The organism is Verruconatronum alginivorum (assembly GCF_056590205.1).
This window is the reverse complement of the sequence record NZ_JBWPVQ010000001.1, coordinates 724,449-739,858: the sequence shown is the minus strand read 5'-3', so window position 1 is coordinate 739,858 and position 15,410 is coordinate 724,449. Positions and strand designations below refer to the sequence as shown.

At 63.1% G+C, this 15,410-nt stretch carries 8 protein-coding genes; 2 read left to right on the top strand and 6 right to left on the bottom strand.

Annotation, left to right across the window (positions count from 1 at the left end):
* Window positions 1-6: 6 nt before the first annotated feature.
* The 6 genes from ACWUI2_RS02465 to ACWUI2_RS02440 all read right to left on the bottom strand — a co-directional run bounded on the left by ACWUI2_RS02465 (window position 7) and on the right by ACWUI2_RS02440 (window position 12,343).
* Window positions 7-2,172, bottom strand: a complete 2,166-nt coding sequence (locus ACWUI2_RS02465) for a hypothetical protein (protein ID WP_486981281.1) — start codon at window positions 2,170-2,172, stop codon at window positions 7-9.
* A gap of 127 nt (window positions 2,173-2,299) precedes the next feature.
* Complete coding sequence (locus tag ACWUI2_RS02460) at window positions 2,300-5,389, bottom strand: coiled-coil domain-containing protein (protein WP_486981280.1); 3,090 nt, start codon at window positions 5,387-5,389, stop codon at window positions 2,300-2,302.
* Window positions 5,386-7,422: a vWA domain-containing protein gene (locus ACWUI2_RS02455; RefSeq protein WP_486981279.1), complete on the bottom strand. Its 2,037-nt coding sequence runs from the start codon at window positions 7,420-7,422 to the stop codon at window positions 5,386-5,388. The genes ACWUI2_RS02460 and ACWUI2_RS02455 overlap by 4 nt, the downstream gene beginning before the upstream one ends.
* A gap of 37 nt (window positions 7,423-7,459) precedes the next feature.
* Window positions 7,460-8,365: a DUF58 domain-containing protein gene (locus ACWUI2_RS02450; RefSeq protein WP_486981278.1), complete on the bottom strand. Its 906-nt coding sequence runs from the start codon at window positions 8,363-8,365 to the stop codon at window positions 7,460-7,462.
* Complete coding sequence (locus tag ACWUI2_RS02445) at window positions 8,362-9,354, bottom strand: AAA family ATPase (protein ID WP_486981277.1); 993 nt, start codon at window positions 9,352-9,354, stop codon at window positions 8,362-8,364. Before ACWUI2_RS02445 ends, ACWUI2_RS02450 begins: the two co-directional genes overlap by 4 nt.
* A 1,852-nt stretch (window positions 9,355-11,206) precedes the next feature.
* On the bottom strand, window positions 11,207-12,343 hold the full coding sequence (locus ACWUI2_RS02440; RefSeq protein ID WP_486981276.1) for an IS110 family RNA-guided transposase: 1,137 nt from the start codon (window positions 12,341-12,343) through the stop codon (window positions 11,207-11,209).
* Between the two features lie 1,029 nt (window positions 12,344-13,372).
* Between ACWUI2_RS02440 and ACWUI2_RS02435 the strand changes: the two genes are divergently transcribed.
* Both ACWUI2_RS02435 and ACWUI2_RS02430 read left to right on the top strand, forming a co-directional pair.
* Window positions 13,373-14,485: a LacI family DNA-binding transcriptional regulator gene (locus tag ACWUI2_RS02435; protein ID WP_486981275.1), complete on the top strand. Its 1,113-nt coding sequence runs from the start codon at window positions 13,373-13,375 to the stop codon at window positions 14,483-14,485.
* 94 nt (window positions 14,486-14,579) lie between these two features.
* On the top strand, window positions 14,580-15,251 hold the full coding sequence (locus ACWUI2_RS02430) for a type II secretion system protein (protein ID WP_486981274.1): 672 nt from the start codon (window positions 14,580-14,582) through the stop codon (window positions 15,249-15,251).
* The last annotated feature ends 159 nt before the right edge of the window (window positions 15,252-15,410 follow it).

Below are 15,410 nucleotides of genomic sequence, written 5' to 3'. Positions count from 1 at the left end.
GCATATTCATTTCAGGCCGAGGCGGCGGCGCAGGTACCATTCTCCGAAGAGAGGCAGGGCCAGGAGGAGAAGGAAGAACGGATTTCCGGCGAGGTGACGGCGGGTTTCGCGGGTCGGCACGCCTTCCGCGAGCGGAAGTTCCCGGAGGTTGCGGACCTCGGTGTGGTGATAGAATTCGCCGCCGGTGAGGCGGGCGATGTCGCGGAGCAGATCTTCGCGGTAGGCGGTGTCTTCGCGTTCGCGGTCGTGATGGGCGGCGATGAAAAAGGCGTCGTGGGTCAGCTCTTCTCCTTCGGGGAAGCGGACCTGGTAACGGATACGGTATTCGCCCGCTTCCTCCGGGCGGAAATCGGTTTCGAACCGTCCAGGTTGACGGAAGGAGGGTTGCAAACGGATCTGGCGGGTTTCGCCGCCGGGCAGAGTGACGGTTGCTTGGACTTCGGCTTCCTGGGCGGGACGGAAATCGGATCCCATCACTTCGATCCCGGCGTTGAGGTCAGCGGCGAGCGGAACGCGGTTGCCTTGCACCGGAGTGGAAAGGCGGGGTTTGCCGGTGGAGGCGAGCCAGACCAGGGTGTGGTTCCAGAACAGCCGGTGTTGCTCCACTCCGGTGCCGGTCGCCATCCGCCAACGCCAGGTGGCGTCGCTGCCGATCCAGCCGACACGTCCGGCGCCAAAAGCCTGGACCGCCATCAGCGCGCCGTCGCCGGTGGCCGGGCGCAGGATCGGGCGGGCGCCCCGTTTCCATTCGGTGGCGACCGCCGCCGGAAGTTCTTCCGGAAGGAAAATGGGTGGGCGGTTGAAAAGCGCTCCCCCGGCGATCTCGTTGAAAATCGGCGCGGTCGAAATCGAGAGTTCGCGGCGGGAAAACGGCAGGTCCTCTTCGAGACGGACCACCGGCAGCAACGCGGCGAAGTCGCCGGGGACTTCGCCGACCGGACCGGTGAGGAGGAGGCCGCCGCCCCGATTGGCGACGAAATTGCGCAGGGCCGGGAGCGCTTCTTGCATCTCGGTCAGCAGTCGCGGATCGAGGATGATCGCGTCGTAGGCGTTGAAGAAACTTCCCTCCGACGGAAACGCGTCGCGGGGCGCGGTCCGTTCCTGTTCTCCGGTGAGAAGTTGGAACAACGTTTCGGGACCGGTCCGGATGATCGCTTCGAGACCGATTTGCTCGGCCCCCTCGACCGCCTGTTGGAGAAAGCGGTATTCGATGGACGGCCGGCTGCCGAGGTAGAGGATGCGGAACTGGTCGGGTTCGCTGACGTCGACCGCCGCCATGTCGATTTGCTCGGGTCCATCCCGGGGGCGGGCGACCAGGCGGAACGCTTGACCGCCGGGCCGGAGCGGGGTCACGGAGAAAACCGCCTCCTCCTGGGAACGGGCCGGGAGGGTGAGGTCCATCGTATTCACAATCTCATCACCATGGTGCAACTCCAGCCGGATATCCTGGGCCGAGTCGCGGGTGTTGCTGACGTTGACCCGGAGGTCCATCGGCTCGCCCCGTTCGCCTTGGAAGCGGGGTTGACTGAAGGCGGCCCGCACGGTGCCGGGGGGAGTGCGCGAGCCGATGCCGACGGTTGAAACCGGGATGCCGCGCGAGCGGAATTGGCGGGCGGCTTCGATCGGGGAGGGGCCGACGTTGGAGCCGCCGTCGCTGATCAGGAGGACCGCGCCGAGGTCGGCGCGGCGACCGCCGTCGGTCAGCTCCTGTTGCAAGACCGAGCCGAGGGCGGTGCCGCCGGGAAGAAGGACGGGGGTGCCGCCGGTGAACGGAACGCTCTCTTCGGCGAAAGTGGAGACGTCGATCCGGTAGTCCCGGTCGCGCAAGGTCCGGATCGGAGATTCGCCGGTCATTTGGAGCCAATCGCGGGCGAGGTCGAAGCGGGTCCGGTCGCCGCCGTCGATGTCGGGCGTATCCATACTTCCTGACATGTCGACCAGAACCGCTACCCGAAAACCGGAGGAATCCGGCTCCCGTTCGAGACGGTAGGGATTGGTCAACATCAGGAGGATCGCGGCGAACGCCCAGAGGCGGAGTCCGGCGAGACCCCACAGGTAACTGGGCCGCACCAGGCCGCGGAGGCGGAGGGAGACCCAGGTCAGGACGCCGACCGCCAGCAACCCGCCGAGGGCGATCCAGGAAAATGGAATCGGTGTGTCGAATGCGATCATTCCGAAAAGAGAAGCGGGTTAACCACTAATAAGCACTAATAACCACTAATCAAGATGCGTAATCTCTGCAGGTCCGTATTAGTGTCCATTAGTGTTTATTAGTGGTTAAAGAAGTCTGAGATTGGGTTTATGGTGTTTCGCTTAGGTCTTTGAAATATTCTTCGACCAGGCCGCGGTAGCGTTCGGGGGGTTCGGAGACTTGGCGTTGGAGGCGGGCGCGGCGGTCGATTTCCTGGGCGAACATTTGTTGTTCAAGGGTCCGGGAGGCGGCGCGCAAGAGTTCGCTGGTCCGGAAAATATTCGGTTGGCGGCCATCCTGGAGGCTGCCCCCCAATTGGCCGCTCAGCTCCTGCAGGGTTTGGTCGCGCAGGGCCTGGCCCGCCCGTCCGACCCGGTCGCCCATCCGGGAGGTGATCTGTTCCAATCGCTCGCCGATGGCGTCGGCCGATTGTCCGGTCATACCCATCACCTCCTGCTGGGCCTGCTGGAGTTGGGCGAGGAGTTGCTGCATTTGCTGGCGCGACATCGCGGGCATCAGGTTGGCGGAGGCGTCGAGTGATTCGGCGAGGCCGCCGAGGTTTTCGGCGACGTTCTCCTGGATGTCGGCGGCGCGGTCGTAGCGGCGGTAGAGCAAGGCGTTTCCGGCCCGGCCCATTTCCCCGGCGACGTTTTCGTCGCGCATCTGCTGGCTGGCGGCGGCGACGGCGCGGGAAGCTTCGGGGTGGGAATCGCGGAGCTGGTTGGCGGTGTCGTCCATGGCGGAGAGGAGCGACTGCAACTGCTGTTGCATCGCCTGCTGCTGTTCGCGCAAGGCGGCGGCCTCTTCGGCGGACGGGGAGTCGCTGGCGGCGAGACCACGGCTGCCGCCGGCGGCTTCACCCTGTTGGCGGGCCAACTGGTCGGCCTGACGGGCGAGGTCCGCGACCTGATTGCCGGTCATCTCTCCCATGAAATCTTCCAGGTTTTCGAGGGCCGAGAGCAGGGAGGAGCGGGCGCGGTCGCCGTCGCGGGCGGCCGGGTCGGGTTGGTTGGCCTCGATCCGGGAAGAGGCGCTCTCCATGGAGGAGGAAGCGGCGGCGAGATCGCGGCGGGCACCTTCGGCGCCGCGGAGTTGGCTCAGTTGCTGATTGATGGAATCGGTCCGATCGCGAATCGCGTCCTGACGTTGTTGATACTCGGCTTGTTGTTCGGCGGAAAGGCCGCGGGAAGCCATCCGGCGCATCGCGCTGTTTTGGGCGGCCTGGTCGTCGGAGAGGCGTTGCACGTCGGCCATCAGCTGTTGCATTTGCTCGACGAACTCGTCGGCGTCCATTTCCTCCTGCTGCGGGCCGCGGCTGTCGCCGGAGGAACCATCCTCGGATTCTTCGGAGCTGGTTTGGTTGCGCATCAAGGCGTTTTGAATGGTGACGAGATCGGCGAGCGCCATTTCCTGGGGAGGGATCGCGTCGTTGATCCGGCGTTGGTCGATCAGTTGGCTGGCGAGTTCCATCCGTTGCATGGCACGGTTGGTCAAGGCAACCAGGGGAGCGGCGTTTTCCTCGCCGAGTTGTTCGACGATGGCCCGCTGGACCCCGGCGGTTTCGAGCCGGACCTCCTCCAGGCCGGCGGCGATCTCGCGGCGGAGTTGTTCGTCCTGCTGGCCGGTGAGTTGCCAGCTGAGGCGGATCAGGCGCTTCAGTTCAACGATCAAGGCCTGGAGGTCGATCTCTTCGAGCTCCATCGGTTCGCCCTCCATCTCCTCGGGCTCGGCCTCTTCGCGGACCTCGATGAAAAAGACCTCGGAGCGGGTTTGTTGGGACTCCGGTTCGCGGTTGTCGGTGGCGGTGAAAAAGTAAACGACGACATCCCCCTCCTGGGCTTCGAGGGCGGCGAGGTCGAGGGTGGAGCGGACGGTCCGCTCGGTGATCCGGGGGGCCTCCTCGTCGTCGGTCGCGGCGCTGAAAAGACGGACGGGCGGTTTGCGTTGGCCCGAAACGGAGACATGCAGAGCCACGTGGGTGAGTCCGAAATCGTCGGCGGCGATGGCGGTCAGGTCGACGCTCGCTTCCGGCTCGGCGGTGGTGTCGCGACCGGGACGGGTGACGTCGATGGTCGGCGGCTGGTCGGGTTGGCTTTTGATGGTGAACTCGGGGGTCCGGGCGGATCGGTCCTCTTTATCGCGGACGATGAAACGGGCGGTGAAGGTTTCGCGCAGGCGGAGAGTGAGCGAATGAAGACCATCCTCGCCCGACTCCATTACCGTTTCGCCGGATTCCCGGCGGAGGGCGGCGGAGGCGGCGGTGGGGGATTTGAGCTCCCACTCGATCCGGCTCCCCTCGATGGCGGTGAAGCCGCGGAGGTTGTCGAACTCCTCCTTCGGCAGACCGGTGTAGGCCGGCGGGATTACCCGGACCCGGGTTCGGTCGATGGTCGGCGGAATGTAGGAGGAAATATGATACCAAGGGGTTTTTAGAGAAGGCGTGACGATCCGGTAGCGGATGTCGTCGATGATATCGTAGAAGGTGAAACTGTGGTTCGATTCCCCCTGGTGCATCGGGAAGCGGTGACGACCGGTTTCGTCGATGTATTCGATGGTCGGTTCGTTTTCCCAGCGGAGGATGTCGGCGGTCACCCGGAGATCGGTCCGGACCGGAGTCTCGCCGTCGCCCGGGTTGACGGTGATCCCGGCGACGTCGGCGCCGAGGAGGTAGGCGAGATGGTAAGCCCCCTTTTGGGCGAAGGAGCTGAGCATCAGCAATCCGGCCAGGAGCAGCAGCGCGACGAGGGCGGCGAGGAGCGGTTTGGTTTGCCAGCGGTTCGGCACCAGGACGGCTTCGAAGTCGACCTCGGCGGTCTCCTTCCGCATGTGGGTGATCAACGCTTCCTCCAAAGGACGGCGGGATTCGGGTGGTTTTTGTTCCTGCTCGGTGGCGCAGATCAGTCCGTCCATCCACTCCGGATGTTTCTCCTCCACTTGGGCGGCCAGTTCGGGGAGCGGGACCGGACGGCGCCAGATGCGGAACGAAATCCAGCCGAGATAACCGGCGAAGGCGACGGCCACGATGAGGAGGAGGAAGAAGGCGTTCTGCTCCTGCATCGGTTGCCAGCGGTTGAGCGCGGCGAGGAAGAGCAGGAGAACGGTCGCCGCCAGGCCGCCGTGCAGGACGAGGGCGAGCCAGCGGCGTTTTTGCAAAACGCGGCGGGTGCGGCGGAGTCTGTCGCTTAAAGTCGGGTTCATGTCGATCGGACGGCGCTTTCCGGAGTGGCCTCCGGGCGGGTCGCCGGTTGTTGTTGCCGGAGGCGGCGGACGCGGGCGGCCAACGGCATTTCGAGAATGAAAATCAAAAGTGCGGCGATCGCCAGCCACGGCCACAAAGAAATCGGACGCGGGCCATCAGCGGCGCCGGTCCCGGTAGCGGCGGTGGCGGGTCCGCCGGTGACCGCGGTTTGGAGATCGGTCAGGTTGGCGGTCCGGGGCACCGATTCGCTGCGGGGCGCGTTGAGGACCACCGGGATTCCGCCGACCACGGAAATGCCGGGGCGCAACGGATCGAGATTGTCGAGGGCCGGGGCGTCGGCCGGAAGATTCAACCGGGCGGCGACCGGGGTCAGGCCCGGGCCGGTTTCGAGATGGACGATCCCATGATCGGGTGGCAGGTCGCCGGCGACCAATTCCCGGATGATCGGGAGGAACGCGGTGGTGACCGGAAGATCGGTCCAGGAAGTCTGAAACGGAACCGCGGTCGCCATTACGATCCCCGATCCGACCGGACGCTCGATCAGCAGCGGATCCTCGCGGCTGGTGCGGAGGAGGACCCGGCTGTTTTCATCCCGGGGGGCCAGGCGGACGTATTGATAAATGGATACATGGGACAACCCGCGGGCGGCGTCGTCGCGGAAAAGCAAATCGATCGGACTGTCGGGGAGGACCCAATCGATGCTGTGCGGCCGGGACTGGCGGCGGTCGAGACCGGCGACGCCCTCGAAGCCGAGATCGATCAGCCCCTGGTCGGCCAGCAACGTGGTCTGGCGCGCGGGAGCTTTGCCCGGAGTGACCAGAAGACGGCCGCCGTTCTCGACGTGGTCGCGGAGCCGGGACCAATCCCCGGAGCGCAAGTAGGGCGCGGCGCCGAGCAGAAAAACCGCTTCGACATCCCGGAGGGCGCTCTCGGTGACCTCGCCCGGCGGCACCACGTTGACGGAGAAATGGAGCCATTGGGTTTCGGTGCGGGTGGTCAAGGCCCGGGAAAGGAAGAACAACTCCTCCGCCTTCTCCGGCTCGTCGTTGGCCGGGAAGACGGCGAGGGCGCGGATCGGGGGCGGGCGGTTGAGCCAGAGGAAAAACCGGTCGTCGGCCGGGTAGGCGTCGGGATCGAGCCGGACCTCGGCGTGGGAGGCCGACGGTTCTTCGAGGACAAAGGAAACCGATTGGGAGGCGCCCGGATCGAGGCGGATTTCGCGGGAAACGGTTTCGTCGCCGGCCCGGAGAGTGACGGTTCGTTCGGCGGCCTCGCGACCGAAATTGCGGACCTCGGCGACGACCTGGCGGCGGCCGTCGGCGAGCGGCAGGGCGCGGGCGTTGAGGATGGCGGCGTTTTCGCGGAAGTCGGGTCCGACCCGGACCCAGTCGATTTCGACGGCGGGGCCGGCTTGGGGGAGGGCCGACGGGGACCAGTCGGATTCCTGGAAATCGGAAAGGATGGCGAGTCTCGGAGCGCCCTCGCCGCTGAACAGCCGGAGCGCCTGGCGGAGGCTTTCGCGGTGGTTGCCGGCCGCGAGTTGCGGGGCGGCTTCGGTGAGATGGTTGCGGAGACGGGCGTGGTCGCGGGTGAGCGGCTCGACCAGGAGGGGACCGGCCCCGGAAATCACCAGGCCGACCGGATTGGCGGAATGTTGGGCGAGCAATTCCCGGGCCTGGGCGACGGCGTCGTCCCAGGAGTTCCAGCCCGACATGCTGGCGGAGGCGTCGAGGAGGATGACCAGTTCGCCCCGGGATTCGCCGGGATCGGCGGCGGCCGCCGCGGCGTCGGGCTGCCATTGGGGGCGGGCGAGGGCGGTGACGATGGCGGCGAAAAGCAGCATCCGGAGGGCGAGCAGGAGGAGATCGCGGAGGCGGCGTTTGCGCTCCACCGGGAGTTTGCCCCGCAGAATGAACCGGATCGAAGGGAAAACCAGCGGACGGAAGAGGTCGCGGTTGATCAGGTGGATCAACACCGGCGCGGCCAGACCGAGGAGGCCCCAAAGAAAAACCGGATTAGCGAAGGACAACATGGAAGAGAATTATGAATTAGGAATTATGAGGGTGGGGTTAGCGGAGGGAGTCGCGTTTGTGGAGATAGGTGGCGAGGGTGTGGGCGAGCGGTTCGGAGGTGACCAGGCGGAGGAAGTCGACCTGGGAACGGGTCATCGATTGGGAGAGGTTGGAGAGGAATGTTCCCATGGAGCGGACGTAGTCGGCGCGGATGCTGTCGGGATAGGTGTCGATGCGGCCCCCGCTCTCGGCGTCGATGAACTCGGTGGAGCGGTCGAACGGCAGGTCGATTTCGTCCTGGTCGAGCACCTGGATGGCAAGGCAATCGTGGTGGGCGAAGCGGAGACGCTTCAGGAGAGGCGGGAGAGTTTCGCCGGCGTCGAGGAAGTCGGACAGGAACACGATGAGGCCGCGGCTGCGGAAGTGGTTGGTCAGGTAATTCCAGGCGCGGGGGTGGTCGGCGGAACCCTCGGGACGTTGCCGGGCGAGGCTGCCGAAGATCCGTTGCAATTGCCCGTGGGAGCGGGACGGATCGATCGCCTGGACCACCGAGTCGTTGTAGATGAAAAGACCGACGTTGTCCCCCTGGCGGGAGGCCATGTAGGCGAGGGAGGCGGCGACCATGGCGGCGTAGCGCCATTTGGTGCATTCCGCGCGGCCGCCAATGTAGGCGAGGGAGGCGCTGGCGTCGAGGACCAGCGAGAGGTTCATGTTGGTTTCCTCCTGGAAGACCTTGGTGTGGAATTTGTTTTGCCGGGAGAAAACCTTCCAGTCGACGTATTTGAGGTCGTCGCCGGGGGTGTAGTTGCGGTATTGGAGAAACTCTCCGCCGGTGCCGTGGGAAAGGCTGCGGTGGAGACCCGCGAGGAAACCCTCCACGGCGGTCTTCGCGAGGAGGGAATAATTGTCGATCCGGGCCAGAGTGGCCGGCGACAAAAGCTCGGCCGCCGGATTTTTCATCATTCGGGAATTTCTTCGAGGAGTTCCCGGATCACGTCGGAGGAGCGGATGCCTTCGGCCTCGGCATGGAAATTGGTCAGCACCCGGTGGCGCAGGACCGACGGGGCGAGGGCGCGGACATCCTCGCAGGCGACGTTGAAACGGCCTTCGAGGAGGGCGCGGGCCTTTCCGGCGAGGATCAACGCCTGGGAAGCGCGGGAGCCGGCCCCCCATTTGATCATCTCGCGGACCCGGGCCGGAGCGGAGGCGCTGTCGGGGCGGGTGGCGCCGACCAGGCGGACGGCGTAGCGGATGACGTTTTCGGAGACCGGGACTTCGCGGACCATTTTTTGCAATTCGATGACCTCGTCGCGTTTGAAAATCGCATCGGGACGGGCCCGGACCGGGGCGGTGGTGGCGGCGACCATCTTTTCCTCGTCGGCCTGGGAAAGGTAGGTCATGACCGGATTCAGGAGGAAACGGTCGAGCTGGGCCTCCGGCAGCGGGTAAGTCCCCTCGAGTTCGATCGGGTTCTGGGTGGCGAGGACGAAAAAGGGCGGTTCGAGGTCGTGGGTGATCCCGGCGGCGGTGACGTGTCCCTCGCCCATCGCCTCGAGAAGGGCCGACTGGGTTTTGGGAGGGGTGCGGTTGATTTCGTCGGCCAGAACGATGTTGGCGAAGATGGGGCCCTTGACGTAACGGAAGTGGCGTTTGCCGGTGGCCGGGTCCTCCTCGATGACCTCGGTGCCGACCACGTCGGCCGGCATCAAATCGGGGGTGAACTGGATCCGTTTGAAGCTCAAGGAGAAAAGATCGGCGATCGATTTGACGAGCAACGTCTTCCCGAGGCCCGGCACGCCCATGAGCAGGCAGTGTCCCTGGGCCAGGAGGGAAATGATGATCTCCTCTATCACGGTCTCCTGTCCGACGATGACCTTGCGGATCTCGGAGAAGACCCGTCCGCGGGCGTCGCGGACCTTTTCGATGATTTCCAAACCTTCTTCTTGAATCATAAGCGAGCGTTGTCCCTGAGAGGGTAACCTATGGAGCGGGAAAGTTCCCCTTCGATTGGAAATTCCCCATGAAAAGCCCTCAGCATAACCCACGGCAACTCACGGGTCCAGCGTTGTTTAAAGAGTTTTGCCGGGGATCGCTCCATAAAGTGGCGGGGCCGTCCCGGTTCCGTGCGGTTCTCTTGGGCTCCGCAGGCTAAACCCACACGCTGAGGCGGGCGTCTCACCCCCTTTGGGGCCTTCGGATTTTACGGCAGAACCCGAAGGTCTCATTAACCCAACGGGCTTACGCCCTCCAGCCCAGGGTTGAGCCGAGGGAAACGAGGCCTACCCTGGGAGCCGATACCCGAGGCCACGAACCGCAACGCGGTTCCGCCCCCATACGAACCACGCTCGCACGGGGGCCGGGGCGCAACCTCTTCGAGGTAGATCGTCTTGCGACCGAGACCCAGGGTAGCCCCGCATGCGCGCGGCAACCCTGGGCTGGAGGACGAAACGCCGTTGGCGTATTAACCCAAAGTGGCGGGGCCGTCCCGGCTCCGTGCGGTGTAAAAGGCTCAGCGGACCAGACGGGCCATCGAGTGAAAACTCGATGCTACGGTGGCTGGTCCGTCCGGCGAAACCCACGCACTGAAGCGGGACGCCTCACCCACTTTGGTGCTTTCGGATCTTACGGCAGAACCAGAGAAATCCCATAGCCCAACGGGCTTACGCCCTCCAGCCCAGGGTTGAGTCGAGGGAAACGAGGCCTACCCTGGGAGCCGATACCCGAGGCCACGAACCGCAACGCGGTTCCGCCCCCGTCCGAACCACGCTCGCACGGGGGCCGGGGCGCAACCTCTTCGAGGTAGATCGTCTCGCGACCGATACCCAGGGTAGCCCCGCATTCGCGTGGCAACCCTGGGCTGAAGGACGAAACGCCGTTGGCGTATAAGCCCCAAAGTGGCGGGGCCGTCCCGGCTCCGTGCGGTGCACCAAGCCCGGCGGACCAGACGGGGTCATCGAGTGAAAACTCGATGCTACGGTGGCTGGTCCGTCCGGCGAAACCCACGCACTGAGGCGGGACGCCTCACCCACTTTGGTGCTTTCGGATCTTACGGCAGAACCAGAGAGTCCCATAGCCCAACGGGCTTACGCCCTCCAGCCCAGGGTTGAGCCGAGGGAAACGAGGCCTACCCTGGGAGCCGATACCCGAGGCCACGAACCGCAACGCGGTTCCGCCCCCAGACGAACCACGCTCGCACGGGGGCCGGGGCGTAACCTCTTCGAGGTAGATCGTCTCGCGACCGATACCCAGGGTAGCCCCGCATTCGCGCGGCAACCCTGGACTGGAGGACGAAACGCCGTTGGCGTATAAGCCCCAAAGTGGCGGGGCCGTCCCGGCTCCGTGCGGTGCACCAAGCCCGGCGGACCAGACGGGGTCATCGAGTGAAAACTCGATGCTGCTATGAGGGTTTCGTGACAAGCGGAAAATGAAACCGTTGTTTGATTTATTTTTCTTAGGACATTCTTAAGATCTGCTTTCTTACCTTAGTTCCCCTAGCGGGGGTTTGGGGGCGGCAATGAGCCCCAATCTTTTGGCCTTTGGAGTTGCCCCCGGAAAGGAATGTCTCTCGTCCCCGGTCCCCTCGAACTGGCCGGGGGGACAAACTGCTATCCGCGCGTGCCTTAGAGGCAGCGCATTATAATTTATGCGACCCCCGGCGAGGCCGGAGGAAAAGAGGGACGGAGCAAGCGGCACAATCTACAGGAACGGATGAAAGTCCAAGCATCGAAACGTGCGCGCTCCACTCCGAAATCGGGTTCGCTTCAGGCAAAAAGATCAAAGAACAAAAAGGGAAGTTGGTTGCCCTCAGCCGACTGCAACCTCGGGCATCCTCAGGCCGAGCTTCTCAGGCGTGGTTTGACCGGTGGCCAACCGCCACAGATCGATGGCGAGCTTGCGGGCGGCCGCGACCGCGATCTTGCGCCGAGACCGGCCGCTGACAAGCTTCTCGACCAACTCGCGCACGGGCGGGTAATCGGGTTGCCATCGCACCATGCGCCAGACCGCTTCGATTAACAGGGCGCGTATTCGCGGATTGCCGTGCTTGTTTATACTCAGATCCCGGGAGGATCCTCCGCTTTGGTGAACCCCGGCACATAATCCGACGAAGCCGGCCACTTGACGCCGGTTCTTAAACCGTCCCCAGTCGCAGATCTCCCGCAGGAGCATCACCCAGGTCAGGGCTCCGATTCCGACCGGCAGAGGCTGTTTAACCTCCTCGACCAGTTCCTTTTTGATGGCCCTTTCCTTCTCGTCGAGCTTCAGCAGAATCTCACGCATTACCTCAAGTTGCTGGACCAGATACTCGGGTAATTCGAGACAGAGATCCTTCCATTTGCGCGGCCCCCACCAACGGCCTTTCACGTGGAATCCCTGCGCCAGCAACGCGCTTCGACCACGTGCCTCCCATCCACTCCGGCTCTTCTTGATCTGATCGCGCAGACGTGATCTCGCCCGCGCCTGTTCTTCCTCCTGGCTTGGCACACGAATGACCGTGAAGGCCTTCTTGTTGCCTCGCAAATAGCGGTCGAGTTGGTCGACCAGCCCCCGCGCATCAAGGTTATCCGTCTTTTGGTTGCGTCCGCCCGCCAGGCTCACCGGGGCAACCACGAAAACGGTGGCTCCCAATTCGGTGAGCTGGCGGTATAATCCATAGCCGCAAGGACCAGCCTCATAACAGGCATAAACCTTCAGGTCGGCGGCCACTAACTTGCCAACGAGGCGAACCAGTTCCTCGTGCTTCAAGCGCAACGGGCGTTGCGGCAAGCTGCCGTCCACCTGTAGGCAAGCCACGCCATCGCGGGCATGAAGATCGATCCCGAGCTTGACCTCCTGCCCATTGGACGAGACGATTCCGTTAATCAATTTGGAGAAGTTATTTTTCGATTGGTTATTCATATCGGGCGACATGTTGGAGAATTCTTTCCCACTTGTCGCCCTCATGTTATCTACGGTGGCTGGTCCGTCCGGCGAAACCCACGCACTGAGGCGGGACGCCTCACCCACTTTGGTGCTTTCGGATCTTACGGCAGAACCAGAGAAATCCCATAGCCCAACGGGCTTACGCCCTCCAGCCCAGGGTTGAGTCGAGGGAAACGAGGCCTACCCTGGGAGCCGATACCCGAGGCCACGAACCGCAACGCGGTTCCGCCCCCGTCCGATCCGGCATCGCACGGGGGCCGGGGCGCAACCTCTTCGAGGTAGATCGTCTCGCGACCGAGACCCAGGGTAGCCCCGCATTCGCGTGGCAACCCTGGGATGAAGGACGAAACGCCGTTGGCGTATTAACCCAAAGTGGCGGGGCCGTCCCGGCTCCGTGCGGTGTAAAAGGCTCAGCGGACCAGACGGGCCATCGAGTGAAAACTCGATGCTTCGGTGGCTGGTCCGTCCGGCGAAACCCACGCACTGAGGCGGGACGCCTCACCCACTTTGGTGCTTTCGGATCTTACGGCAGAACCAGAGAAATCCCATAGCCCAACGGGCTTACGCCCTCCAGCCCAGGGTTGAGTCGAGGGAAACGAGGCCTACCCTGGGAGCCGATACCCGAGGCCACGAACCGCAACGCGGTTCCGCCCCCGTCCGATCCGGCATCGCACGAGGGCCAGGGCGCAACCTCTTCGAGGTAGATCGTCTCGCGACCGGGACCCAGGGTAGCCCCGCATTCGCGCGGCAACCCTGGGCTGAAGGACGAAACGCCGTTGGCGTATAAGTTCCAAAGTGGCGGGGTCGTCCCGGCTCCGTGCGGAGCACCCAGCCTCGCCGCTCGCCGCGGACCAGACGGAGCTGGTCCCTCCCCGAAACCCACGCACTGAGGCGGGGCCGTCCCGGCTCCGTGCGGTGAGACGTAGCACCAGCGTCTCGCTGCTTTTTGGTGTGGAAATCGGGCCCGGCGGTCTTTTCATTGGAAAATCGAACGGGAGGCGGGAAAAAAGCCTTGACCGGGAATAATAATTAGGAAATAAATTATTACACATGAAGCGGACGAAGGCCAGTCAGGCGGATGTTGCGAAAAAAGCCGGGGTTTCCCAAGCGGTGGTTTCGGTGGTCTTAAACGACTCGTCGGCCATCACGGTTTCGGAAGAGACCCGGCAGCGGGTTTTGGCCGCGGCGGATGAGCTCGACTACGGGCGGATGTCTTCGCTTGGCCGCCGGGATGGGAAAATCATTGCCTTCATCTGCAATCCGGTCCGTCGGGGCGGTCACCGCGAAGAATGGATTTTCGCTTCGTATGAACGGTTTTACCAGCGGATCCTGGACAGCCTGGTGAGGTATGCGTCGGGTCATGGCTTTTTTCTTTTGGTGAAGCCGTGCGATCCGGATACCGACATGAAGAAGTGGCTCCGATCCTCGGGTGTGGGAGGGGTCATTTGGCATGGCCGCGATGAAGAGTTGTTTCGGTGGATCCGGGGCCAGATGCCCATTGTGGAGCTCAATCGCTTGTACGGGTACGATATCGACACGGTCACCGCGAACCAGGAGGAAATAATTCATTTGGCGATGGAGCATTTGTACTCCCGGGGGCACCGGCAAATCGCCTATCTGCCGTTGACCCCCCGCCGGGATGGTTTGTGGAAAGTCCGGCAAAGGACTTATGACGAGTTCGTCGCCGACCGGGGACTCTACGCTTACACGGAGTTCAATCAGTGGGAGGAAGACGGGACGACGATGGCGACCGAGGCGGTTTACGGCCTTTGGCGCGAGATGGGAAAGAAACGGCCGACGGCGATCGTCGTCGGCGACCATCGTGCGTTGTTGCTAATAAAATATTTTCAATCGATGGGGGTGGCCATTCCGAAGGAGCTGAGTTTCGTCGGAATCGATGACGTGGAGGCCTGTCAATACATTACCCCGGCCCTGACCTCCATCTCCCAGCCGCTGGAGGAGATCGCTGAAGTCGCCTTCGACTTGTTGAGGAAAAGGATGGAGACGCCCTCGCGTTCGTGTCGTGCCATCATGATTTCCCCCCGATTGATGGAGCGGGATTCGGTGGCATCGATCCCTGTGATCCCAACCGTTAACTCGTTGGAGGAAACATCCGTGAAAAAACAAAATGGACCGCTTTCGATTCCCGAGATCCAACCATGATTCCGTAGGGACAGTCCCTGTGTGTCGCGCACCCCGCGCCCTGAAACCCTTTCCCCGAACACCTTAAACCCTTCAATTCCATATCATCCGCACCATGAAACATCCATCCAAAGCGTTTACCCTCATCGAGCTCCTGACTGTCATTGCGATCATTGGTATCCTGGCGGCCATACTCATTCCCGTCGTCGGGCGGGTTCGCGACAACGCCCGTTCGGCGAAGTGCATCAGCAATCTTCGCGGTATAGGGAGCGGTCTCTATGCCTACGAAGCGGAGCACGGTCACCTGGTGCCTTCCGCGATTGTCTCGGATTCGCCGCGGATCCATTGGTTCAATGTTCTGGAGCCTTACATGGGGGACAGGGTGACGGATCCCTCGGATCCGGACCGTCCTGATTGGCAGCTGTGTCCTGCCCGGGAGCCTCACGAGCCGAACTCGCGGGCGGTCGGATATGGCTGGAATTACCTGGGATTCGGCCAATGGCCGGTCGATTCCAATAACCACAATCCTGGTGAAAGCTCCGGTCATTACATGCGTCTGGCGAATGTAATGAATCCATCCGGAACCATCATTATCGGCGATTCGCCTGACCGGGGGGATTTCTTCCGGTGGGTCTATATTTATAATGCCCTCGGCGGCGGGAATCTTGCCCGCCGCCACAGAGAAGGAGGGCATTATCTTTTCGTCGATGGCCATGTGGAGCACTTCACGGCGGACGACCTGATCGCCGAATTGCATAAGGACAACAAGGCAATCTTCCGGCCCTGAGCCCGCGCGGGGAGGAGGTACTCATTCCGGGGTTGTGAGTATCATACGTGTCCGACTCTTATTCGTTACCACAGCCCGGCTGTAGCCTCCCACCTATACTTTCAACGCATGTCACGATTACAAGTGATACCAACCCATAAAAAATAATCCTTCCATCCT

Excerpts from the sequence above, each read along its gene's own strand:
- ACWUI2_RS02465 (WP_486981281.1), bottom strand. The coding sequence starts at position 2,172 with ATGATCGCATTCGACACACCGATTCCATTTTCCTGGATCGCCCTCGGC.
- ACWUI2_RS02460 (WP_486981280.1), bottom strand. The coding sequence starts at position 5,389 with ATGAACCCGACTTTAAGCGACAGACTCCGCCGCACCCGCCGCGTTTTG.
- ACWUI2_RS02455 (WP_486981279.1), bottom strand. The coding sequence starts at position 7,422 with ATGTTGTCCTTCGCTAATCCGGTTTTTCTTTGGGGCCTCCTCGGTCTG.
- ACWUI2_RS02450 (WP_486981278.1), bottom strand. The coding sequence starts at position 8,365 with ATGATGAAAAATCCGGCGGCCGAGCTTTTGTCGCCGGCCACTCTGGCC.
- ACWUI2_RS02445 (WP_486981277.1), bottom strand. The coding sequence starts at position 9,354 with ATGATTCAAGAAGAAGGTTTGGAAATCATCGAAAAGGTCCGCGACGCC.
- ACWUI2_RS02440 (WP_486981276.1), bottom strand. The coding sequence starts at position 12,343 with ATGAGGGCGACAAGTGGGAAAGAATTCTCCAACATGTCGCCCGATATG.
- ACWUI2_RS02435 (WP_486981275.1), top strand. The coding sequence starts at position 13,373 with ATGAAGCGGACGAAGGCCAGTCAGGCGGATGTTGCGAAAAAAGCCGGG.
- ACWUI2_RS02430 (WP_486981274.1), top strand. The coding sequence starts at position 14,580 with ATGAAACATCCATCCAAAGCGTTTACCCTCATCGAGCTCCTGACTGTC.